General features: G+C 63.6%; 21 protein-coding genes, 1 tRNA gene and 1 pseudogene. 17 read left to right on the top strand and 6 right to left on the bottom strand.

Annotated elements, in window-relative coordinates:
* Window positions 1-621: 621 nt before the first annotated feature.
* Together HAP47_RS06465 and HAP47_RS06460 are read left to right on the top strand one after the other, a co-directional pair.
* Complete coding sequence (locus tag HAP47_RS06465; RefSeq protein WP_173638959.1) at window positions 622-1596, top strand: GDP-L-fucose synthase family protein; 975 nt, start codon at window positions 622-624, stop codon at window positions 1594-1596.
* A gap of 64 nt (window positions 1597-1660) precedes the next feature.
* Entirely contained in the window at window positions 1661-2971 is a 1311-nt protein-coding gene (locus HAP47_RS06460) for a WcaI family glycosyltransferase (protein ID WP_173638960.1), read from the top strand.
* Window positions 2972-2987: 16 nt separating this feature from the next.
* On the opposite strand, the pseudogene gmd reads toward HAP47_RS06460, so the two are convergent.
* Window positions 2988-3874: pseudogene (gene gmd / locus HAP47_RS06455) on the bottom strand (GDP-mannose 4,6-dehydratase); the annotation flags it as partial.
* A 316-nt stretch (window positions 3875-4190) separates the two neighbouring features.
* Between gmd and HAP47_RS06450 the strand changes: the two are divergent.
* Window positions 4191-4457 carry a hypothetical protein gene (locus tag HAP47_RS06450; protein ID WP_231168792.1) on the top strand — a complete coding sequence of 89 codons (267 nt, stop codon included), beginning with the start codon at window positions 4191-4193 and terminating at the stop codon, window positions 4455-4457.
* Window positions 4458-4896: 439 nt separating this feature from the next.
* Here the strand turns inward: HAP47_RS06450 and HAP47_RS06445 are convergent.
* Window positions 4897-4973: transfer RNA gene (locus HAP47_RS06445), tRNA-Met, on the bottom strand.
* A 317-nt stretch (window positions 4974-5290) separates the two neighbouring features.
* Here HAP47_RS06445 and HAP47_RS06440 point away from each other — a divergent pair.
* Together HAP47_RS06440 and HAP47_RS06435 are read left to right on the top strand one after the other, a co-directional pair.
* The gene (locus HAP47_RS06440) at window positions 5291-6724 is read left to right on the top strand and encodes a coniferyl aldehyde dehydrogenase (protein ID WP_173638961.1); all 1434 of its coding nucleotides are present in this window, start codon (window positions 5291-5293) and stop codon (window positions 6722-6724) included.
* Between the two features lie 45 nt (window positions 6725-6769).
* Window positions 6770-8377 (top strand): GMC family oxidoreductase, encoded by a 1608-nt coding sequence (locus tag HAP47_RS06435; RefSeq protein WP_173638962.1) that lies wholly within the window; start codon window positions 6770-6772, stop codon window positions 8375-8377.
* A 509-nt stretch (window positions 8378-8886) separates the two neighbouring features.
* Here the strand turns inward: HAP47_RS06435 and HAP47_RS06430 are convergent.
* Window positions 8887-9861, bottom strand: coding sequence for a helix-turn-helix domain-containing protein (locus HAP47_RS06430; RefSeq protein ID WP_231168791.1), 975 nt, complete (start codon window positions 9859-9861; stop codon window positions 8887-8889).
* 590 nt (window positions 9862-10451) lie between these two features.
* On the opposite strand from HAP47_RS06430, the gene HAP47_RS06425 reads away from it, so the two are divergent.
* The gene (locus HAP47_RS06425) at window positions 10452-11024 is read left to right on the top strand and encodes a TetR-like C-terminal domain-containing protein (protein WP_173638964.1); all 573 of its coding nucleotides are present in this window, start codon (window positions 10452-10454) and stop codon (window positions 11022-11024) included.
* 35 nt (window positions 11025-11059) lie between these two features.
* Here the strand turns inward: HAP47_RS06425 and HAP47_RS06420 are convergent, their stop codons facing one another.
* Window positions 11060-11821: an SDR family NAD(P)-dependent oxidoreductase gene (locus HAP47_RS06420; protein ID WP_173638965.1), complete on the bottom strand. Its 762-nt coding sequence runs from the start codon at window positions 11819-11821 to the stop codon at window positions 11060-11062.
* A gap of 109 nt (window positions 11822-11930) precedes the next feature.
* Here HAP47_RS06420 and HAP47_RS06415 point away from each other — a divergent pair, with 109 nt between their 5' ends.
* From HAP47_RS06415 to HAP47_RS06405, 3 genes are all read left to right on the top strand, one after another.
* Complete coding sequence (locus HAP47_RS06415) at window positions 11931-12446, top strand: CvpA family protein (protein ID WP_173638966.1); 516 nt, start codon at window positions 11931-11933, stop codon at window positions 12444-12446.
* 137 nt (window positions 12447-12583) lie between these two features.
* Window positions 12584-13366: an SDR family oxidoreductase gene (locus HAP47_RS06410; protein WP_173638967.1), complete on the top strand. Its 783-nt coding sequence runs from the start codon at window positions 12584-12586 to the stop codon at window positions 13364-13366.
* A 166-nt stretch (window positions 13367-13532) separates the two neighbouring features.
* Window positions 13533-14522, top strand: a complete 990-nt coding sequence (locus tag HAP47_RS06405; protein ID WP_173638968.1) for an NADPH:quinone reductase — start codon at window positions 13533-13535, stop codon at window positions 14520-14522.
* Window positions 14523-14528: 6 nt separating this feature from the next.
* Here HAP47_RS06405 and HAP47_RS06400 read toward each other — a convergent pair whose 3' ends face one another.
* Window positions 14529-14942 (bottom strand): DUF3775 domain-containing protein, encoded by a 414-nt coding sequence (locus tag HAP47_RS06400; protein ID WP_173638969.1) that lies wholly within the window; start codon window positions 14940-14942, stop codon window positions 14529-14531.
* A 117-nt stretch (window positions 14943-15059) separates the two neighbouring features.
* Here HAP47_RS06400 and HAP47_RS06395 point away from each other — a divergent pair, with 117 nt between their 5' ends.
* The 8 genes from HAP47_RS06395 (at window position 15060) to HAP47_RS06360 (ending at window position 22294) form a co-directional block, all read left to right on the top strand.
* Window positions 15060-15908 carry an MBL fold metallo-hydrolase gene (locus HAP47_RS06395; protein WP_173638970.1) on the top strand — a complete coding sequence of 283 codons (849 nt, stop codon included), beginning with the start codon at window positions 15060-15062 and terminating at the stop codon, window positions 15906-15908.
* Window positions 15909-16048: 140 nt separating this feature from the next.
* Window positions 16049-16891: a fumarylacetoacetate hydrolase family protein gene (locus HAP47_RS06390; protein WP_173638971.1), complete on the top strand. Its 843-nt coding sequence runs from the start codon at window positions 16049-16051 to the stop codon at window positions 16889-16891.
* 177 nt (window positions 16892-17068) lie between these two features.
* Complete coding sequence (locus HAP47_RS06385) at window positions 17069-17683, top strand: glutathione S-transferase family protein (protein WP_173638972.1); 615 nt, start codon at window positions 17069-17071, stop codon at window positions 17681-17683.
* Between the two features lie 114 nt (window positions 17684-17797).
* Window positions 17798-18055, top strand: coding sequence for a hypothetical protein (locus HAP47_RS06380; protein WP_173637093.1), 258 nt, complete (start codon window positions 17798-17800; stop codon window positions 18053-18055).
* A 15-nt stretch (window positions 18056-18070) separates the two neighbouring features.
* A complete protein-coding gene (locus HAP47_RS06375) occupies window positions 18071-18943 on the top strand; it encodes an MBL fold metallo-hydrolase (RefSeq protein ID WP_173638973.1) in 873 nt (290 codons plus the stop codon).
* A gap of 113 nt (window positions 18944-19056) precedes the next feature.
* Window positions 19057-19440, top strand: a complete 384-nt coding sequence (locus HAP47_RS06370; RefSeq protein WP_173640624.1) for a VOC family protein — start codon at window positions 19057-19059, stop codon at window positions 19438-19440.
* 128 nt (window positions 19441-19568) lie between these two features.
* Window positions 19569-19802 carry a hypothetical protein gene (locus tag HAP47_RS06365; protein ID WP_231168790.1) on the top strand — a complete coding sequence of 78 codons (234 nt, stop codon included), beginning with the start codon at window positions 19569-19571 and terminating at the stop codon, window positions 19800-19802.
* A 233-nt stretch (window positions 19803-20035) separates the two neighbouring features.
* Entirely contained in the window at window positions 20036-22294 is a 2259-nt protein-coding gene (locus tag HAP47_RS06360) for an OmpA family protein (RefSeq protein WP_173638974.1), read from the top strand.
* A gap of 266 nt (window positions 22295-22560) precedes the next feature.
* Here the strand turns inward: HAP47_RS06360 and HAP47_RS06355 are convergent, their stop codons facing one another.
* Window positions 22561-22926 (bottom strand): polyketide cyclase, encoded by a 366-nt coding sequence (locus HAP47_RS06355; RefSeq protein ID WP_097676969.1) that lies wholly within the window; start codon window positions 22924-22926, stop codon window positions 22561-22563.
* Window positions 22927-22956: the final 30 nt, after the last annotated feature.

Raw genomic sequence — 22956 nt, 5'->3', positions numbered from 1 at the left:
ACCGACGCCGGCAGGTGCAATTCAGCAAGGTTAATTCGGCGCGAACATGACGAGCGGGGCAACTGCCTCTCCACGTTCGACAGCGGCATTTGGGGCCGCAGTTGCAGACATCTCAATCGCAGTTCGAGCGGCTCATCCACGAATCGACGCGAACGTTGCCTGCACTTTGCCGAGCATGCGGAAGTGACTTTTCCGACCCCGTAGGATTCCGTGGTCGCCCGACAGCGCATAGCCTCGTTGCTTTGCCCGTAGATTTTCGGGTGCTCCAACAGCACTTCCCTGAAGGGGGAGACGTAGTGGACCTTAATTTAGGCAGAGAATTATTGCATATTTGGTCGGCGTCCGAGACATTGCGGCCTTTGGCCGGTTGAATTTGAGCTGTTGGCACTCTCGAACTTTGTTGGCTGCATTTGGGAGAATAGGCCGTCATTGTGTTGTCCAGCCCGAGGATCCCTTCGCATCTTCATCATTAACATGCTCGTTCGGTTACAATCGGCCGTCGTATTGGTAGGGAGTATTGGAACGGCTCCCGGCTCGGCTTCGGACACCGAAGACCACAACATTGAAACGCCGTGGCGGCGGCCGTGAAGCATTCGGATTTCAGTAGGCAAGGGTCGATTTATGTCAGGGGGGTTCTCTTACGATCTGACTGGAAGGCGGGTCTTCGTGGCCGGCCATCGCGGAATGGTGGGTTCGGCCATCATGCGCCGCCTCGCGTCAGAGAGGTGTACCCTCCTCTATGCCGATCGCGGAGAACTCGACCTTGCAAAGGAGCAACCGACATTGCGGTGGCTCGAGGCAAACCGTCCGGACGTCGTGATCCATGCCGCCGCCAAGGTCGGCGGCATTGCCGCCAACAGTAATTTCCCCGTCGATTTTCTCTGCGACAATCTCGCTGTCGAACTCAACGTGATCCGCGCAAGTCATGCAATCGGCGTTGGGCGTCTGCTGTTTCTCGGCTCGTCCTGCATATACCCCAAGCACGCCAAGCAGCCGATCGCCGAAAGCGAGTTGCTGACGGGGCCCCTCGAGCCGACCAACGAATGGTACGCAATCGCCAAGATTGCCGGCCTCAAGATCTGTCAGGCACACCGGCGGCAACATGGTGACGATTTCATATCTGTGATGCCGACCAACCTCTATGGCCGCGGTGACAATTATCATCCAGCGCACAGCCACGTGCCGGCGGCGCTGATACGACGCTTCCACGAGGCCAAACTGGCAGGGACCCCGACGGTATCCGTCTGGGGAACGGGCAGTCCGCTTCGCGAGTTCCTCAACGTCGACGACCTCGCCGATGCGTGCGTCTTCCTCTTGAAGAACTACTCGAACGATCCGCCCATCAACGTCGGCAGTGGTGACGAAGTCTCTATCGCCGATTTTGCCGCCATGGTAGCGAAGGTCGTGGGCTATGCGGGCCGGTTGGTTTTTGATACGTCCAAGCCGGACGGCACGCCCCGCAAGCTCCTCGACAGTTCGCGGATTCGCCAACTGGGCTGGCGCTCGACTACCCCGCTACCGATCGGGCTGGCGGGGGCATATGAGGATTTTCTGAAGGGCTACGGTCGTCATTTGGAAGGCAATTCCGGCGACTGACGAGATCAACGCTTTTTCGAGACGTGAATTTTCGATTCCGGTTTTAGAAGTTGGATTGTACTTGATGCGTATTCTGCTGGTTGGCATCAACTATGCGCCCGATCTGATCGGCGTTGCGAAATACAACACGGAGCTCTGCGAGAGCCTTGTGGCCGAGGGGCACGAGGCCAGAGTGATCACTGCACCGCCCTATTATCCCGCCTGGCAAATCCCGGTCGGCTTCGACAGTCACTATTTCAGGGCTCGGAACGTCAATGGTGTCGAGATCACGCGCGCCCCGATATACGTGCCGCGGAAGCCGACGGGTGCGAAGAGGCTGCTGCACCATGCCTCGTTCGCGTTGACGACCGCGCTGCCGATGCTCACGAAGGCGCTCGAATGGCGGCCCGACGTCATGCTCTCCACCGCTCCCTCCTTGATGTCGTCCGCGCTCGTTTCATTCGTCGCGCGGCGGGTAGGTGTAAAGTCCTGGCTCCATGTGCAGGATTTCGAGGTTGATGCCGCCTTTGATCTGGGACTGCTTCGAAACGGCGCGCTTCGCAGGCTGATGCTCGGAGTCGAATCTCGCATTCTTCACTCGTTCGACCGGGTCTCGTCGATTTCACCGCAGATGGTCGACCGGCTGCTGGCAAAGGGCGTTCCTGCGGAGCGGACCGTCGAGATCAGAAACTGGATCGACACGAGCGCCATCTTTCCTCGACCGAGGCAGACCAGATATCGGCGTGAATTCGGCATTGGCGAAAGCGATATCGTCGGACTCTATTCGGGCACGATGTCGAACAAGCAGGGGCTCGATCTCGTGATCGAAGCCGCCTCCATCCTGCAACACGCTCATCCCGAAATTCATTTCATCCTCGCGGGAGAGGGGCCTGACAAGGCGAGGTTGCTCAAAATGGCGGCCGGCCGCTCCAACATTCATTTTCTCGGCCTGCAACCCAACGAGAGCTTCAACGAGTTGATGGCGACCGCGGACGTGCATCTCATTCCGCAGAAGGCAGAGGCGGCTGATCTGGTCTTGCCATCCAAGCTTGGGGCCGTGTTTGGCTCCGCCCGTCCGGTGATCGCAATGGCGACCGAAGGAACGGGGTTGGCCGAGGAGGTCAAGGGGGCCGGGATGGTCGTTGCGCCCGGCGACACGCGGGCTCTCGCGGATGCGATCTGCACGCTTGCCCAGAATCCGGCGCTCTGCGCGGCGTTCGGCGCCGAAGGACGGAAGCGCTCACTCGAGCGTTGGGATCGTCGGGCCATCGTCGGTCGCTGGGCGCTCGAGATGAGCGCACTGCGAAGTGCACCGTCCGCCTCCGAAACGCAGGTGGCGATGACCGCAGGCCGGCCCGACGCTATCTCGGTGAAGGACGCCATCCGCCTGCCTTGACGGCATTGGGACGCCCCGCCGCTGTGGCGGCATTATAGCCCTTTTCATCGACGCCCGTTCCTTCCCAGGGGATCCGCATCCCCACTTCGCCCGCGGCAACCTCCACGAAGTGGCGAACCGAGTGCTGCACACCGGTCGCGATGACGAAGTCCTCCGGCGTATTCTGCTGCAGCATCAGCCACTGCATTTCGACGTAGTCACGCGCATGCCCGCAGTCGCGGAGCGCGTCAAGATTGCCCAGATAAAGACGCTCCTGAAGGCCGAGGTGGATGCGGGCCAAGGCGCGTGTGATCTTTCGGGTGATAAAGGTCTCGCCCCGCACGGGAGACTCATGATTGAACAGAATTCAGTTGCAGGCATACATTCCGTATGCCTCACGATAGTTCACCGTGACCCAATAGGCGTAGAGCTTCGCAACGGCGTAAGGCGACCGCGGATAGAACGGAGTGGTCTCCTTCTGCGGGACTTCCTGCACCAGGTCGTACAGCTCTGACGTCGAGGCCTGGTAGAATTTGGACTTCTTCTCGAGCCCCACGATCCGAATCGCCTCGAGGATTCGCAGCGTGCCAAGAGCGTCCGAATTCGCGGTATATTCCGGCTCCTCGAACGAAACGGTCACGTGACTTTGGGCGGCGAGATTGTAGATCTCGTCCGGCTGCACCTGGCCGACGATCCTGATCAGACTGGAAGAGTCAGTCAAATCACCATAGTGCAGTCGGAACTGAGGATCCGGCTCATGTGGATCGAGGTAGAGATGATCAATGCGGTCGGTATTGAAGAGCGAGGTCGCTTGATGCCATGGACCTCATAGCCCTTCGCGAGCAGCAATTCGGCCAGATACGCACCGTCTTGACCAGTTACGCCGGTTATCAATGCTCTTTTTTCGTCATATAGCCTGCTCAAAACATGATCCGCATATGTAGCCAAAATCAAAATCAGCTTGCATGCGCAGTGCGAAGGTCGATCAGGACGGCAATTATTGCAGCGTAGGATTAATCCTCCGGCGGAGGATCGTACGTGCCGCATCAGACGACGCCCCTAACCCGCTCGGGCCTTGCGGTCATTTTGATCCAAGGCTCACATTGATCCAGGGCTCGCAAAGCGCTGATCTGCGGACCCCGGCGTGAACGGGTTGCGCGATCGACCATTGCCTGTTTTGCACCGCGCGATAGGATCACGCCGCGTCAACGATGACGGCAGCACACAAGGGAGGGTAACCATGCGCGCCGAACAGAAGTTCAAGCGAGCCGCTCTTGCATTCTCGCTGGTGACTCCCCTGCTTTTGCCAACCGAGACATCAGCCGTCACCGTTGAGGTCGCGAGGAAATGCAATGCGCTCGTTGCGAAGAACTTTCCACCACGTCAGCCCGGCAATCCGGCGGCGGGTAGCGCCAAAGGCAACGGACAGGCCGAACGCGACTATTTCAAGAAATGCGTCGACAGTGGAGGCAACGTGGACGACACCGCCGACAAGGACAGAAAATGATCGGGCTTGTGTCGACAACGCATCGAGGCAAGCGCGGTTGAAATCCGGATGAGCATCGCCTGCATGCTTGGTGGTTCACCGAAGCACCTCCTCAGAGGCGCGCGATACTGAACGTCCCCCGCCGCAGCGACCTCCCCTAGCTCGGCTCACACGACTGTCAGGGCCATCCACGCGCCGACATCGTCGAGACGATCCCGCGAGTTCACCGCGTCGATAATCCGATTGATCGGCGAGATCAATGGTATCCCCAATCAAGCCAGACGAGATGGCCAAGGCAAGTCGGCCTCCGCTGTTCGCGCAGGTGTCGTTATGCCGACCGCAGGAGGTTGCGGATGTTTCGAACCCACGAAACCGAGTCGTCGATTGCGTTGCGGCGACGTTCGACCCAAAAACAAAAACCCAGCAATCCATTCAGATTGCTGGGTTTCCGTGTCGAACTTGGTTGCGGGGATAGGATTTGAACCTATGACCTTCAGGTTATGAGCCTGACGAGCTACCGGGCTGCTCCACCCCGCGTTAAACCGTTGCGTGCCTTGCAGAAAGAGTGCCCGAGCCGGTCGGCCAACGCATCAGATGGCGCCGATCGATCCGTCCGGAGGGCTTCCTGAGAAGGCGACCCGGGCCGAAGCCATCGGGTGCGAGGGGTATGTATCAACGTGAGTACGGTTTGGAAAGCCCCGGATGCGGGTTTTTGAGGATTTTGTGACGCCGAAATCGGTGGTTTTCCTGGCAAGTTTACCGCCGGGAACCGGGCTCTTGCCAGATCGCGCGCAAAAGCGGAGCTTGGCGCCCAACAAAGTCCGTCAATGACACGTCATTCGAGGGGAAACGCCATGGACCGGCCATTGAAGAGCCCGGGGCTGCATGCGCTTGAAGACGCCTTTCACCGCCAGTTCGAGCTGTCGCGCAGCGAGCCCGCGCCGACATTGCAGGCGCGGCTCGACCGGCTGCGCCGCCTGCGCGGCGCGCTGACCGAGAACGAGGCGCGATTCGAGGCGGCGATCTCGGCCGATTTCGGCCACCGCTCCACCGTCGAGACCGCGATCGCCGAAACCATGCTGGTGCTCGGCGAGATCAAGCATGCGGCCAGGCACCTCAAGGGCTGGATGGCGACCGAGAGGATTCCGACCACGGTGCAGTTCGCGCCGGCCAGGAACCGGCTGATCCCGCAGCCGCTCGGGGTGGTCGGGATCATCGCGCCCTGGAATTATCCGCTGCAGCTGACCTTGGCGCCCGCGGTCGCCGCGATCGCCGCCGGCAACCGCGCCATCATCAAGCCGAGCGAGCTGGTGCCGCGCTTCGCCGAGCTGCTGGCCGAGGTGATCGAGAAGAAGTTCGACACCACCGAGCTTGCGGTCACCGATATCGACGACGAGATCGCAAGGGCCTTCGCCGCCCTGCCGTTCGATCATTTGATCTTCACCGGCTCGACCCGCGTTGGCCGGCTGGTCGCGGAGGCGGCCGGCCGCAACCTGACACCGGTGACGCTCGAGCTCGGCGGCAAATCGCCCGCGATCGTCGACGGCTCCGCCGACCTCGACGAGGCCGCGCAGCGCATCGCCTATGGCAAGCTGCTCAATGCCGGCCAGACCTGCATCGCGCCCGATTACGTGCTGGTGCCGCAAGCCTCGGTGCAGCCGTTCGCGATGCGGCTGCAAGGCCACATGCAGCACATGTTCGGCACCGATCCAAAAAATCCCGACTACACCTCGATCGTCTCGGACCGGCACTATGCCCGGCTCGAGGGCCTCGTCGCCGACGCCGCCGCGAAGGGCGCGACCATCATGCAGCCGGCCGCGCCGAACGATCCCGAGTGGAAGGCGAGGCGCAAATTCCCGCCGACCGTGATCGTCGATGCGACGCCCGAGATGACCGTGATGCAGGAGGAGATTTTCGGACCGCTGCTGCCGGTCATGGGCACGCGCGACGCCACCGAGGCGATCGCCTTCATCAACCGGCGCGACCGCCCGCTGGCGCTGTACTGGTTCGGCACCGACAACGCCGCCCGCGATGCGGTGCTGGCGCGCACGGTGTCCGGCGGCGTCACCGTCAATGACTGCCTGTTCCATTTCGCGCAGGCCTATCAGCCGATGGGCGGCGTCGGCGCTTCCGGCACCGGCGCCTATCACGGCGAATGGGGATTCAAGACGCTGACCAAGCTGAAGCCCGTGTTCTACCGCTCGCGCTTCAATCGGCTCGCCGATCTCTATCCGCCCTATGGCGCGAAGATCGCTCGGCTGGAGAGGCTGATGCGGCTGTTGTCGTAATCGTCACCGGTGAATGACGGAAATAACAAGCAGGGGGAAACATAAGTGACTGACACATTCGATTTCGTGGTGGTGGGTGCCGGCTCCGGCGGCTGCGCGGTGGCAGGGCGGTTGTCGGAGGATCCGGCGACCTCGGTGGCGGTGCTCGATGCCGGCGGCAAGAACGACAATTGGGTGGTGACCACGCCCGGCGCCATCATTCTCATGCTCTCGAGCAAGCTCAACAACTGGGCCTTCGACACGGTGCCGCAGAAGGGCCTGAACGGCCGCATCGGCTATCAGCCGCGCGGCAAGGGGCTCGGCGGCTCAAGCGCCATCAATGCCATGGTCTATATCCGCGGTCATCGCGCCGACTACGACCACTGGGCTTCGCTCGGCAACACCGGCTGGAGCTACGCCGACGTCCTGCCCTATTTCAAGCGTTCGGAGAACAACACCGAGCTGGACGGCGAATATCACGGCAAGGGCGGACCGCTCAACGTCACGGGCCTGCAGTCCGACAATCCGGTCAAGGAGACGTTCTTGCAGGGCGCGCGCGAGGCGCAGTTCCGGATCCGCGACGATTTCAACGGCGCCGAACAGGAAGGTTTAGGCATCTACCAGGTCACCCAGAGGAATGGGGAGCGCTGGAGCGCGGCGCGCGGCTATATCCATCCGCACATGGGCCGCCGGCCCAACCTGCGGATCGAGACGCAAGCGCAGGCGACCCGCATCATCTTCGAGGGCAAGCGTGCCGTCGGCGTCGAATACATTCAGGGCAAGGAGAAGAAGGTGCTGCGCGCGCGGCGCGAGGTCATCCTCTCGGCCGGCGCGTTCCAGTCGCCGCAATTGCTGATGCTGTCAGGCGTCGGCGACGCCGCGGCGCTCGGCAAGCACGGGATCGCCAGCGTGCATGATCTGCCGGGTGTCGGACAGAACCTGCAGGATCACCCTGATTTCGTGTTCGGCTTCGCCTCGGACGCTCCTTATTTCTCGGGACTGTCGTGGAGCGGCATCGGGCGGATCATCAAGGGTATCGGGCAATACCGGCGCGAGCGGCGCGGCCCGATGACCTCGAACGTCGCCGAATGCGGCGGCTTCCTGAAGACGCGACCTGAGCTCGACGTTCCCGACATCCAGCTGCATTTCTGCATGGCCATGGTGGAAGACCACGGCCGCAAGCCGCGCTGGGGCACCGGCTTCTCCTGCCATGTCTGCCTGCTGCGCCCGGCAAGCCGCGGCAGCGTGTGGCTGAACAGCGCCGATCCCCTCGCAGCCCCCGCGATCGATCCGAATTTCTTCGGCGAGGACAGCGACGTCGAGACCATGGTCGCGGGCTTCAAGATGACGAAGCGGCTGCTCGATACGCCGGCGCTGCGCGCGCTGCAGCAGAAGGACATGTTCACATCAGATGTCCGCACCGACGACGACATCCGCAGCATCCTGCGGGCGCGCTCCGACACCGTCTATCATCCGGTCGGCACCTGCAGGATGGGCACCGGCGATCCGCTTGCGGTGGTCGATCCGAAGCTGCGCGTGCACGGGCTCGAGGCCTTGCGCGTGGTCGACGCCTCGATCATGCCGACCCTGATCGGCGGCAACACCAACGCGCCGACCATCATGATCGGCGAGAAGGCCGCCGACATGATCAAGGCGGAGATGCGGGCGGGGTGACCAAATGCGTCGAGTGGGCAAAGCAAAGGGTGCCTACCTCTTCGTGTGCGGCTCTTGATGGTGGGCACGGCGCGAGAGCGCCTTTGCCCACCCTACGAGACTGCCGTCGCACGGGCGCACTGCCAAAATATCGAAAACAACCCCATGCAAAGCAGCCGGCGGATACGGCAACTTGACTCGTCGGGCAAATCAACGGCATTCTTCGATTATCCAGAAATCGTGCAGACGCCCCTCGCCCCGGGCTATCGCATATGGCATTTGCGGACTTCTGCAACTGACGTTTCCACGCCGTCATGGCTGCGCTTTGGGACGTGGCCGATAGCCGGGACCTTCCCGCATGCTCCCCGGATTTCGTTGCGCTTCATCCGGGCTACAAAGCTGAAGCATGATCCGGAAAAGTGTGAAGCGGTTTTCCGAAACGATCATGATCAAACAAAGAGCTAAAGCGCGATGACGATTCAACCTGATCCCATCGCGCTTCGGGACGTGGACTCATTGGCGCCGTAGAGTCAGAGACGACCACCTTGCCGGGACTGCACCGCCGCTTTCTGATACTCGCGGGGTGAAACCCCATAAGCCGCTTTAAAGCAGCGGCCAAAATGCGTCATGTCCGAAAACCCCCATCCCCGTGCAATTTCAGCTATGGTTCGATGGACCTGGTTGGGCTCTTCAAGAGCAAACCGGCAACGCGCGAGCCGTCGGGACAGAATGAGACGGTGAAGCGAGGAATCCTGTTCGGCAAGAAGCGCATTGGCGTATCGGACGCTTATTCCAACGATATCGGCGACCTTCTGTCCGTCGAGCGCGGGATCGGTGAGCCTCGCTTCCACCACCGAACGAATCTGTCCCAGCAATATCGCCTTTGGACTCGAGACGCGAACGGTAGCGCTCCCAATTGTTCTCGCAATGGATAGTCCGATTAAGTCGAGCACGTGATTGCCGACGATTTCTTCTGTTATAGAAGCTGTCCTCCCAGCGAGCGATGGCAGTTTTGCGGCGACCGAAAGCGCCAGATCATCGTCCGCCCGCTCGGCCGTCACCCGACGCGCGATCAAATCGCGATTTCTACCGATCCGTGCGCGTAGCTCACGACGCGGAACCTTGATGAGGAGGGTTTTCGAGTTTGGCGAAAACTTCGCATCATAAGGCAAGCGCGGCTCAAGCAGCATCAGCGAACCGGCGTCCAGGTTAACCTCGCGTGCGTTCTGGACGACAAGGATGCTGCCCGACAACTGGTAACACAGGAAAACCGTGTCGGGTCTGGTGCGCTCGACATGGGCCAAGGTGTGAGAGACCTGCATCGGCGAGTTGCTGAATTCAACAAGGTCCAGGTTGCCGAACTTCGCGGCCTTGATCTCAGCTTGAAACGTCGGCCGATTTTCCGGCACAGAGTCATGACCTACGATCTCCTTGCAGGCGAGGCTGTGCCAATAATCAAATCGGTCGCGGGGGTGAACCGAGGAGGTCGAGAAGATCGTCTTCACGTGTTTGCCGTTCCTTAACCGTAGGTCAGCCGACGAATTGAGCCATGGCGGCCGATAAACAGCACAGACCACCAGCTAGAGATAGGCGCAACTCGAAACTGCGTTGACGTACCCTCCAAGGGAACTTGGTGGCTTTTTCGCCGGAATCCGCAAAATACGGAGCTGGAGATGCAACCCAAGATGCATCACAGTCGAGGGAATCGACCCAAAACGATGCAGACAGAGCCAAACGATTCGCTCCCGCGCGCCGTTGGTCTGCACAAGAAGGATGGGAACAGGCAAACATTGGGGTTTCCACCCCTTAATCTGGCCGAGCCGAAGCGCATAGTCTTCTCCACCCCGCTTTGCGCAAGATGCGTTTCGGCCGATGGATCGTGGTCGACAAAGTGCCTGGTCTTGTGCGTCTGGGAGACCGGCGCCCAGCTTCAGGTAAGTCTTCCGGGTAATCTCACCGAATTCCGTCTTTTATTCACGTCCTCCCAACGGCCGGTCTCCAGGCAATGCAGAAGAGTCAGCACACGCGGCCACGTGGTCGAGGTCGCGTATCTGTGGAAGCAACCGGCCTTCGTGCTGAAGGCGGAGCTGGATCAATGAACCACGAACACAACTTCAACCTCGATGACATGTTGTCGGCATCCTGGGATCAGCTGCTTGCAAGAGATCTGGCCTCAGAGGTAGAAGGCTTCTCTGCCGACAAGCGTTGTTTGATTCCGGAATTGCGAAGATTTTTCGCGATTAAGGGCTATCACGACCTGCTCGTCAGGTTGAAGACAGCATGCGAGGGCAAGACGTCTTTTGACGCCCTGAAGTCAGTTGCCCTTGAGATGCGACAATATGCGTTGGAACGTCCCGCCTTGTGGGCTGCCGCATCGAGGACGCCCACAATTGATTGCGCCGAGTGGCGGGCGGCCCACGAAGAAACTTGCGGCCTCATCAAATCCGTTCTCGCCGAATGTGGGGTGCATGGGCAACACGCAGAAGACGCCTTGTACATGCTTCGGAGCCTGGTGCGCGGCTTTGCCGTGCATCAGATCCTGGACTCATTCCTGCACGTCTATTCCTATGACGAGAGCTTCGAAAGGGTGGTCGATATATACGTGGCTGGCTTACGCTCGGTCGGGGCTGCTGCTAAGGCTGCCCTGAGTGCGACCACACTGGAGTAAGCTGCAGGACCAAAATACGGCTCTTGCCGCTGGATCTAGTTCAATAGGAACCCGCCATCGACCGTTACCACCGTGCCGGTCATGTAGCGCGAGGCGTTGGAGGCGAGCAGCATGATCGCGCCGTCGAGATCGGATTCGGCACCGACTCGACGCTGCGGAATCCGTTTTGCGAGCCGCTCGCCTGCCGGCGTCGACCAGAAATCATGGTTCATCTCGGTGTCGATGTATCCCGGCGCCAGCGCGTTGACGCGGATGTTGTTGCCGGCGAGTTCCAGCGCCATCGCCTTGGTACCCTGGATCATGCCGGCCTTGGAGATCGCATAGGGCGAGACCGCCTTGAGCACGCCCTGCCCGAGCACGGACGCGACATTGACGATGTTGCCCGGCTGCTTGCGCAGGATCATGCGCCGCGAAAGCTCGGTCGCGAGGAAATAGGCGCCCTTCAGATTGGCGTTGATCACGGCGTCCCAATCGGCCTCGGTCTGCTCGGTCGCAAGCTTCTCGATCGCGATGCCGGCATTGTTGATCAACACCGAGACCGGACCGAGTGCGGCTTCCGCGGCGTCGAGCGCTTTCGCAATGCCGGAAATATCCGCAACGTCCATCTGCACCGCGGCTGTGCGGCCACCTTTGGCCTTGATCTCCTCCGCGAGGCTTTTCAGCTTCGCGGTCTGGCGCGCCGCCAGCACCACCGCAGCACCATGCGCCGCCAGCACGCGGGCGAATTGCCGCCCAAGCCCCTGTGAGGCGCCGGTGATGAGGATGATTTCTTTACTGACATCGAATAGGTCGGACATCGGCAGGTTCCCGGATTGAAGCGGACGAGTGATAGCGACAATTGTCCCTGATGTAAGCAGGTTTGATCAACCAGGGGACCGCAGGAGATTGGGGCAGGAATCCTTATCCATGAACCTCTTCGACATCGTCGTGACGCTCGGGTTGTTGTTCGCGGTCGTCACCGGCTTCACGACAGGCCTGCTGCGCAGCGCGGTCACCATCCTGGCCTATCTCGTCGCGATGCCGCTCGCAGTCGCCGCAATGGCGATGATCGGGCCCCACTTCGCGACGCTGCCGTCCTCGCCGTTCCCGCCCAACGGGGTGCTGCTGTTCGGTATCTTCCTTCTGATCGGCGTCATCCTCGGAAAGATGGCGCGGACGATGCTCGACGACACCATCGGCTCGGAGATCGGGATCGGAGACCGGCTCGGCGGCGCGCTGCTCGGCGCGATCAGGGTCGGCCTTGTCGTGACCACACTGGTGCTGGTATTCGATCAGCTGGTGCCGCTAGCGAGGCAGCCGCAATTCCTCAACGGATCGCAATTGCGGCCGCTGTTCTCCGCGGCCGGACATGCCGGATTCCGGTCGCTGCCGCCCGAAGCCGCCATGGCGATCGAGCGGCTGCGGCGCGAGCAGCACATCTAACCCAACGGGCTCACCCGGGCTGCTCCGGTCCGGCATGCACTTATGCATTGCACGTCCCTTACCGGCGCCGCCGGGCTTGGCTAGACTGGCGGCATCGAAGCTTTACAAACCAACCCGACATCACAGGGAGTGAACTCGTGGATCTTGGAATCAAAGGCCGCCGCGCCATCGTCTGCGCATCGAGCAAGGGACTGGGCCGCGCCTGCGCGATCGCGCTCGCCAATGAGGGGGTGCATGTCACGCTGACGGCGCGCGGCGCCGAGGCGCTGAAGCAGACCGCCGACGAGATCCGCAACGCGCGTCCCGACATCACCGTCACCGAGATCGTCGGCGACATCACGACGGCGGCGGGACGCGAAGCCGTGCTCAAGGCCTGCCCCGATCCGGACATCCTGATCAACAATGCCGGCGGCCCGCCACCCGGCGATTTCCGCAACTGGACCCGCGACGACTGGATCAAGGCGATCGACGCCAACATGCTGACGCCGATCGAGCTGATCAAGGCGACCGTCGACGGCATGATGGCGCGTAAGTTCGGCCGCATCGTCAACATCACCTCGGCCGCGGTGAAGGCGCCGATCGAAATCCTCGGCCTGTCCAACGGCGCCCGCGCCGGCCTCACCGGCTTCGTCGCCGGCCTGTCGCGCAAGACCGTGATCAACAACGTCACCATCAACGGCCTGCTGCCGGGCCCGTTCGAGACAGACCGCCTGCGCGGCACTGCGAAGCCCGAGGCCGAGAAGCGCGGTATCTCGACCGAGCAGGTCCTGGCCGAGCGCGCCAAGCTGAACCCCGCTGGCCGCTTCGGCCATCCCGACGAATTCGGCTACGCCTGCGCCTTCCTGTGCGGCGCCAAGGCCGGCTTCATCACCGGGCAGAACCTGCTGCTTGACGGCGGCGCCTTCCCGGGCACGCTCTAGTGCCGCCGATTTGAAGCTCCTGCACTATATGCGGCGAGGCCGATTGGGAGCTTCAAATCGGTCAAGCGGCACTAGAGATTCACGAGTCTTCTAGCGCCCTCTTGCTTTCCGAAGTTCGCGCAAGAGGTCGCTGGACGAGTTCACGAACTTCGGAAAGGGGCGCTAGATGAGAGCGGTCTGGTACGAGCGGACCGGCGCGGCGCCGACGGTGCTCACCGTCGGCGAAATGCCGACGCCGGACGCCGGCCCTGGCGAAGTCAGGGTTCGTCTCGAGGCCTCCGGCGTCAATCCGGCCGATGTCGGCCGCCGCAGCGGCAACTATCGCGCGATGGAATTTCCGCGCGTGATCCCGAACAGCGACGGCGCCGGGATCGTCGACCAGGTCGGTGAAGGCGTGACGCGTTTTTCCGTCGGCGACCGCGTCTGGCTGTTCAACGGCCAGCGCAACGGCCGCGCCTTCGGCACCGCGGCCGAATACATTACGCTTGCCGATTACCTGGTGACGCCGCTGCCGCAGGACGTGTCGTTCGCAGCCGGCGCGACGCTCGGCATCCCCTGCATGACCGCGTGGTGCGCGCTGTTTGCGGACGGTCCGATCTCCGGGCAAACCGTGCTGGTCACCGGCGGCGCCGGCGCGGTCGGCCACTACGCCGTGCAACTCGCCAAATGGGGCGGCGCACGCGTGATCGCGACCGTGAGCTCGCAGGTGAAGGACGTGGAAGCGCGGCTTGCCGGCGCCGATACGGTCGTCAACTACCGGACCGAGGACGTCGTCTCCAAGGTGATGGCCTTCACGGAGAACCGCGGCGTCGACCGCGTGATCGACGTCGATTTCGGCGGCAACCTCGCGACCACGCTGAAGATCATGGCACTGAACTCGACGATCGCGGTCTACGCCACCAACGGCAACCACACGCCTGTGCTGCCGGTGCGCGAACTGATGGAAAAATGCATCACGGTGCGCTCGCTGGTGTTGTTCGCGCTGCCGCCGCCGCTGCTCGCGGCCGCGCAGGCCGACATCACCAACTGGCTGGCGTCGGGCACCCGCGTGCATAATATTGCCGGCCAATTCGCACTGGCGGAGACCGCCGAAGCCCATCTCGCCGTCGAGAAGGGGGACAAGATCGGCACCGTGATCGTCGACTGCGCGCGATAGCTCCTGCTACTCGATCGGGGTGATGCGCTCGTCGCTCGGCGGTATGCCGAACTCGTCGAGCCCTTCCGCAAGGAGATCGCCGAGCATCGGTTCACCCAAGAGATAGCTTGCGGTGCGGCCGTTGCGCCCGCGCGCGGCCTCGCGGCGGAGATCAGCCCATTCCTCGATTGTGCCGTCGCCGCGGCCGAGCCGCATCAGCGCGACGAGGTCGACCTGCTCGTCCTCGCTCAGCGCATCGATGAAGCCCGTGATCTCGCGCGCCACCGGATCGTTACCGTCGTCCTCCAGCACGTCGATCATCCCATCGTCGGTCCCATTCGAGCCGGAGTCCGGATCGACGATCCCCTCCTTGACGTCGAATTCCCGCGCCTTCTCGATCAAGAAACCAACTTTTTCAGGGGAGATTGTCAGTTCCGGCATTTGCGTACTCCTTCGTCCGACTAAGCGGTAACGCGGGAGGCGCCGACTCGATCCATTGCGCCGGCGCGCGGAAGCCCGCATGATCCGGCGAGAAACAAGAAACCGAGGGCACGCCGCATGCACTGGACGATCGGCAAGGTCAAAATCACAAAAGTCGTCGAACTCGAGACCGTCGGCAGCACACGCTTCATCCTGCCGCTGGCCGGCCGGGAAGAGATCCAGAGCCTGCCCTGGCTGATCCCGCATTTCGCCAATGAGGATGGCCGGCTGAAAATGTCGATCCATTCGCTGCTGGTCGAGACGCCGGAGCACCGCATCATCGTCGACACCGGTCTCGGAAACGACAAGCAGGGCCGCAACGTGCCGACCTGGAACAACCGCAGCGATCCGTTCCTGGAGAAGCTGACCGCGGCCGGATTTGCACCTGACAGCATCGACACCGTGCTGTGCACGCATCTGCATGTCGACCATGTCGGCTGGAACACGAAACTCTCCGGCGGCAAATGGGTGCCGACCTTCGAAAATGCGCGTTACGTGTTCGGCAAGACCGAATTCGAGCACTGGCGCGACCACAGCGACGATGCCGCCCATGCCGCCGTGTTCGCCGACTCGGTGAAGCCGATCGCGGATGCCGGCAAGGCCGCACTGGTGCCGAGCGATCATCGCCTCACCGAGGAGATCACGCTGATCCCGACACCGGGACACAGCCCCGGCCATATGAGCATCCACATCAAGTCCGGCGGCGCGGAAGGACTGCTGACCGGCGACGTCGCGCATCATCCCTGCCAGATGTATCACCCCGACTGGTCATCGACCGCGGACTCCGACCAGAAGCAATCGGCCGCGACGCGGCGCGAATTGTTCTCGCGCTTTGCCGATACGCCGACGCTGGTGATCGGCGGGCATTTCAATGCCGGCCACATCAAGCGCGACGGCGACGCGTTCAGGTTCGTCGCGCTGGGCTAACCGGCCCGAAATGGCCCAGACATAAGGCTTGGCAGCAATGCAGCGCGCTCATGGCGGTTGAATTTCCCGGCGCGCTGTTCCATGAAGCGTGTCGAGGTATACCAGTAACAATCCTCAAGACATCGTAGGGAGTGATCAACATGAAGCTTGTTCGTTATGGCGAAAAGGGTGCGGAAAAGCCCGGTCTGATCGATAAATCCGGCCAGCTCCGCGACCTCTCGGCCCATCTGAAGGACCTGACCGGCGAAGCCTACACGCCGGAGTCGCTGAAGAAGCTTTCCGCCCTCGATCCCGCCTCCCTACCCGCCGTCTCCGGCAAGCCGCGCTTCGGCGCCCCGGTCACCGGCATCTCGAAGTTCGTCGCGATCGGCCTGAACTATTCCGACCACGCCAAGGAAACCGGCGCTCAGATCCCGACCGAGCCGATCATCTTCATGAAGGCGAATACCTCGCTGTCCGGCCCGAACGATGCCGTCGAGAAGCCGCGCGGCTCGACCAAGCTGGACTGGGAAGTCGAGATCGCCGCGATCATCGGCACCCGCGCCAAATACGTCTCGGAAGCCGACGCGCTCAACCACGTCGCCGGCTATTGCGTCTGCAACGATGTCTCCGAGCGCAACTTCCAGACCGAGCGCCTCGGACAGTGGACCAAGGGCAAGTCCCATGACACCTTCGGTCCGGTCGGCCCCTGGCTCGCGACCAAGGACGAAATCGCCGACGTGCAGAACCTGTCGATGTGGCTCGATGTCAACGGTCAGCGCCGCCAGACCGGCTCGACCAAGACCATGATCTTCACCATGGCGAAATGCATCTCCTACGTCTCGCAGTTCATGACGCTGCTGCCCGGCGATATCGTCACGACAGGCACCCCGCCCGGCGTCGGTTTGGGCATGAAGCCGCCGACCTTCCTCAATGTCGGCGACATCGTGACGCTCGGCATCGAAGGCCTCGGCGAGCAGCGCCAGGAAATCGTCGCGGCGTAATTGCCGGTCCGTCATCCTGAGGAGCCGCGAAGCGGCGTCTCGAAGGATGAGCCCAGCACACCGTCATCTCAGCGGATGGGTGACGAGATAGTATTGGTCGTTGCCCATCCTTCGAGACGCGCGCCGATGGCGCGCTCCTCAGGATGACGGCGGTGTACTCGGAAAGAGATCATCACCATGAAACTCACTTTCTCCCCCGCCTCCCCGTTCGCCCGCAAGGTGCGCATCGCGGCGATCGAGCTTGGCCTGATCGACAAGATCGAACTGGTGCCGGCCAGCGTCGCGCCGGGCACGGCCAACGACGAATATTCCAGGATCTCGCCGCTGAAGAAGCTGCCGGTGCTGATCCTCGACCATGGCGATGTCATTTTGGATTCCTACGTCATCGTCGAATATCTCAACGAGATCGGCGGCGGCCGGCTGATCCCGGGTTACGGTCCGCGGCGCTGGAAGCTGAAGACCGATCATTCGCTGCTCAACGGCATGCTCGATTCCATGCTGCTGTGCCGCTACGAGAAGATGGTGCGGCCGCAGGGCTCGCTGTGGCAGGCCTGGTATGACGATCACTGGAACAGGGCCTGGGCCGGCATGGCGCGGTTCGAGAACCGGCCGGACGTGTTGAACGGCGCGTCGTTCGACATCGCGCAGATCGGCCTCGTCTGCGTGCTCGGTTACGCCGATTTCCGCTTTGCCGACTGCGGCTGGCGCAAGGCCTATCCCAAGCTCGATGCGTTCTACCAGAGAATGCTGGAGCGGCCGTCGGTGAAGATCTCGGCGCCGCCGCCGGCGTAGCAAAGCTACGCGTGGGGAGAACGACGATGCGCTAAGTCTCCCCCCGCCTCTAACGTCCCGGCGAGCGTTGTGCTCGCGTCGACCATCTTTGGCACAGCTCTGCGAGCCGACCACATGAAAGCTGGACATCGGAGCCAGCCTTGCGGATCGCCGGCCAAGCGCGACGACAGCCGGACGATTACCCGCCTTCCTCGTCCCGATCTCGACCTTGTGATGATGACGACGGCAGCCCGGTACGGCCAGCCCAAGCAAGGCCTTGCGGCAATGGATATCCTCGCCAACATCATCATTCCCGCCGTGTGCGACGCGCACCAGCATTTTTTTCGCGTTCTCTTCCCGCGAACCGGACTTCACTTCGCTCGCAAACGCTAACGCCAAGGAATCACCATGAGCCTGAAATTTACCGCCGGCGATCTCACCATTCATCGCATTGTCGAAGACGAAGGGCTGTTCCTGCCCGCGCTTGACATGCTGCCCGGACTGACACCGGGGCTGCTCGCGGAGAACCGCGCCTGGATGAAAGCGGCCGGCGCACTCGATGACAGCGACACGCTGATCCTGGCGTTCCAGTCCTACATCGTGAAGACGCCGCACCACACCATCCTGATCGACAGCTGCATCGGCAACGACAAGCCGCGGCCGGGACGGCCGAGCTGGAACATGAAGACCGACGACAACTATCTGCGCGGCCTCGCGGCGGCGGGCTTTTCGGTCGGCGACATCGACTATGTGATGTGCACGCATCTGCATGTCGATCATGTCGGCTGGAACACGCGGCTCGAGAACGGCCGCTGGGTGCCGACATTCCCGAACGCGCGCTACGTGTTCGACAAGGGCGAGTTCGACTACTGGACCGAGACCAACGCCAAGGCAGAGGTCCCGCCCTTCGTCGACAGCGTGCTGCCGGTGGTCGAAGCCAAGCGTGCCGACCTCGTCGGCAATGATTTTGCGATCGGCGATCATATGCGCGTGCTGCCGACGCCCGGCCACACGCCGGGTCATGTCGCCTTCACCTTCGGCCGCGGCAAGGATGATGCGGTGTTTACCGGCGATTTGATGCACTCGCCGATCCAGACCCATTATCCGGAGCTGTCGGCGAAGTTCGATGTCGACCAGGCCCAGGCCGCAAGGACGCGGCGCGGCTTCCTCGAGCGCTATTGCGACACCGATGCGCTGTGCTGCCCGGCGCACTTCCCCTCGCCGACGGTCGGCAAGATCAGGCGGAAGGGCAACGGGTTTGTGTGTGAGACGGTGAAGTAGGCAAGCTGACTTCGCGGCAACCTTGCGACCCCCCTCCCCTGGAGGGTACCCGCAAGCGGGAAAGGTGCAAGAGTCTGAGGATGTAGTGTCGCACACACAGGGAAGCTCGCGAGATCGACCATATCGGCTTTTCGGTCTCCGACTACGAGCGCGCGAAGGCGTTCTACCGGACGGCGCTGGCGCCGTTCGGTTACGGCCTGATCATGGAAGTGCCTGCTGAAGTCACTGGGCGCGCCCCTGCGGCGGGCTTCGGCGCCGACGGCAAGCCTGATTTCTGGATCGGCGGCGAAGGCGCGATGAACAAGCCGGTGCATATCGCCATCACGGCCAAGGACCGCGCCACCGTCGACGCCTTCTACAAGGCGGCGATGGCGGCCGGCGGCCGCGACAACGGCGCGCCCGGCATTCGCGCGCATTATCACCCGAACTACTACGGCGCGTTCGTGCTCGATCCCGACGGCCACAACATCGAGGCGGTCTGCCACACGCCCGAATGAGGTGCTTCAGGGAACGGCTCGGCGCGCGATCCGTTATCGCTTCGAACTGCGATGGAGCGATCAATGCGCGCGACGCGACCTGACATCGGTGGACCTGACATCGGCAACTGCCGCACGGTCTCGACGTAATGCCGATCGAGCCCCCCGAGATTCCCCCGACGACGCCGGGCACGCCGAGTGAACCGCCGCCGGGAATTCCGCCCGGCAATCCGCAGCCGGAGGTTCCACCGCCGGTGCGCGAACCCGGCGAGCCGCCGCGACCGGACGAGCTGCCCGGCAAGACACCCGACGAATCACCGGTGCGCGGACCACCCGGACCAACCGGCCCGCCGCCTGCGACAGATCGCCCCGCCATCCCGTGATTCGCCGTCGCGCCCTCGTTCCAAATCGATTGCAAGTGTGTCCGAGCGTTTCTTCTGAACGCGCGGTGAACAAGCGCACATGCAACCCGTTATAATGTCGAAATAAACTTCGCCGATGATTCGGCGCTCGCCACAATCCGGCCTAACGGCTGGCAATTCATCGTCCTGCCGAATTGTTCGGCTCTGACTTCCTTTCCTTCCTGCCCAGACTTTCCGCCGGGGACTCCAAGACCATGACAAAGCTTCGTCTCGTGCTGCTTGCCACGACTGCGCTGACGGTGATGCAATTCGCCACCTCAGCGTCGCACGCACAATCCTCCCCGCTGGTCGTCGCACAGGCGCAGCCAAAGGAAGAGCTCGGGCCTGACGGAAAGCCGAAGCCCCGGCCCGCGCCGGGCGCTCCCGCGCATCCGGCACCGCCCGCCGCCGCACCGCATCCGCAGGCGCCACCTCCGGCAGCCGCGCCGCATCCGGCTCCGCCGCCGGCCGCAGCGCCCGCCCGTCCGACTCCGCCACCGGCCGCTGCTCCGCCGCATCCGACGCCGCCGGCTCCGCCGGCAGCCGCGCCTGCGCGCCCCGCTCCGCCTCCGCCGCCCGCGGCCGCGCCCGCACACCCTGCTCCGCCGGCCGCTCCCGCACGGCCCGAACCGCCCGCCGCGCGGCCAGCTCCGCCTCCGCCGGCAGCCGCACCTGTGCGGCCCGAGCCGCCGGCCGCGAAGCCGGCAACGCCGCCGCCGGCGGCTGCACCCTCGCATCCGACGCCGCCTCCACCGCCGCCGGCCGCAGCGCCGCAACGTCCGGCCACGCCGCCGCCCGGCGCCGGACCCGCGCACACGCCGCCGACACCGGCGCCAAGTGCCGCACCTAGTGCCGCCCCGGCAGCACCGGGCGCCGCTCCCGCGGCACGCCCCGGCACGCCGCCCGCAGCCGCAACGCCGGCCGCACCTGCAACACCGGGAGCTCCGTCGTCGGCACCGGGCGAACGCCCACGCGGCGAACGTCCGGGTGGTGAACGTGGCGGTGAACGTCCTGGCGGTGCCAAGCAACCGCCGGGCACCTCGCCCACGACGCCGCCCGGCGCGACGTCGCCGGCAACGCCTGCACCTTCGACAACGACGACGCCTCCCGCCGCTGGCGGACAGCCGCCGGCACGACCTGGCACCCCCGGCACCCCGCCCGCCGCTACGCCTCCGGGCGCGACACCGACGCCTCCGGCACCGGGTCAGCAGGGACGTCCGGCCACACCTCCCGGAACGCCTCCGGCCCCCGGTGCAGCAATGGGCGCTCCCGGCGCGGCACCGGCTCCGGGCGTTGCGCCCGGCGTTTCACCGGCCCAAGGAGCCGCCATGGGCGCGCCAGCGGCGCGGCCGGCCGGCCCCTCGGCGCCGGGTGTCGTCCCCGGCTCGGCAGCCGCGACGCCCCCGCCCGGCAAGGCGCAATACGCCCCGCCGACGGTTTCGTCCGCGTTCCGGGCCGCACCAACGGTCACGGCGCCGCTGCCGCCGCCCCCGCGGCATGACAACGTGTCGCCGCTCGCGATCGGTGCCGCCGTCGGCGTCGGCGTCGTGGCCGGCGCGATCATCGGCGGGACCATCGCCGACCTGCACAACCAGCGGCAGGAAGTCGTCGAAGATGGCCGCACCATCTACACCGAGCCGGACCGCATCATCATCCGCGATCCGGGCGGTCAGGCCTATGTGCGCGGCGACGACGTCTATCGCTTCCGCTATGGCGCGCGTGACATTCGCACCGAGACGATCGGCGGCGAGACCCGCACCGTCGTGGTTCGTCCCGACGGCAGCGAGATCATCACCGTGGTCGGTCCCGATGGCCAGATGCTGCGCCGGATCCGCAGGGACCCGGGCGGGCGTGAGCTCGTCATCATCGACAACAGCTATCGCGATCCGGGCGCGGTCGGCGGCTTCTATGTCGATCTGCCTCCGCCGGTGGTCCGCATCCCCTATGATCGCTACATCGTCGAGTCCGACAGCGCGGCGCCGGACGTGATCTACGACACCATGGAGGCGCCGCCGGTGGACCGGATCGCCCGACGCTATACGCTCGACGAGATCCGCTACAGCCCGAACGTCCGCATGCTGATGCCGTCGATCGACGTCAACAGCATCAACTTCGACTCCGGCTCCTGGCAGATTCCGCCGGATCAGGCGGCGAAGCTGCAGGCGATCGCCGACGGCCTCAACCGGGCCATCCAGCGCAATCCGCGCGAGGTGTTCCTGATCGAAGGCCACACCGATGCGACCGGCAACGACACCGACAATCTGTCGCTGTCCGACCGCCGTGCGCAGTCCGCCGCCGAGCTGCTGACGCAGCAATTCGGCGTGCCGGCGGAAAACCTGACCTCCCAGGGTTACGGCTCGCAATACCTGAAGGAGCAGACCGACGGACCGAGCCGCATCAACCGGCGCGTCACCGTCCGCCGCATCACCCCGCTGCTCAACGGCGGCACCGCCTCCGCAGCGCCGCCGCGCTGAGCCGGCGCGACATCACGATACGAAATGGCCGGGAGCGATCCCGGCCATTTTTGTTTGTGGCGCGACGCGAGGCCTCTTGCTTCACCTCGCCCCGCTTGCGGGGAGAGGTCGGAACGCATCGCCAGATGCGTTCCGGGTGAGGGGGAGTCTCCGCAAGACTAATTATCACCGTGCCCGCGGAGAGAGCCCCTCACCCCAACCCTCTCCCCGTGAAGAACGGGGCGAGGGAGCGCCGCGCCGATGTGGCCGCGGACTGCTTTGTCCGATCACCGCGCCATCTGCTGCGGATCGTAGAAGAAGCGCTCCTCGACCAGCTCCTCGCCGCGCCAGGTCTGCCAGGCGACCTCCTCCATGCTGCGGACCTTGCCGTCCTTGCCGGTGAATTCGAAGCGCCAGCAGATCGCCGAATGATCGCCGTCGAGCAGCAGCGGCCCGAGCCGCGTGGTCTTCACGCCGGAGACCGCGGCCAGCACCGCCGCCTCGCGCGCCGCCAGCGCCTCGCGGCCGACGCGCCATTCGCCGTCGTTCTCCTGGGTGCGGGCATCGGCCGTATAGAAGTTCCTGATCGCGCCGACATGGTCGTTGGATTCGACCGTATCAGCGAAGGCTTGCAGCGTCTTGAGCGAGGGCATCGGGCAGTCTCCATTTACCGACTGATGGTC

The sequence above is a fragment of the Bradyrhizobium sp. 41S5 genome (assembly GCF_011516665.3).
Taxonomy (GTDB): Bacteria; Pseudomonadota; Alphaproteobacteria; order Rhizobiales; family Xanthobacteraceae; genus Bradyrhizobium; species Bradyrhizobium quebecense.
This window is presented reverse-complemented; position numbering and strand designations above follow the sequence as displayed.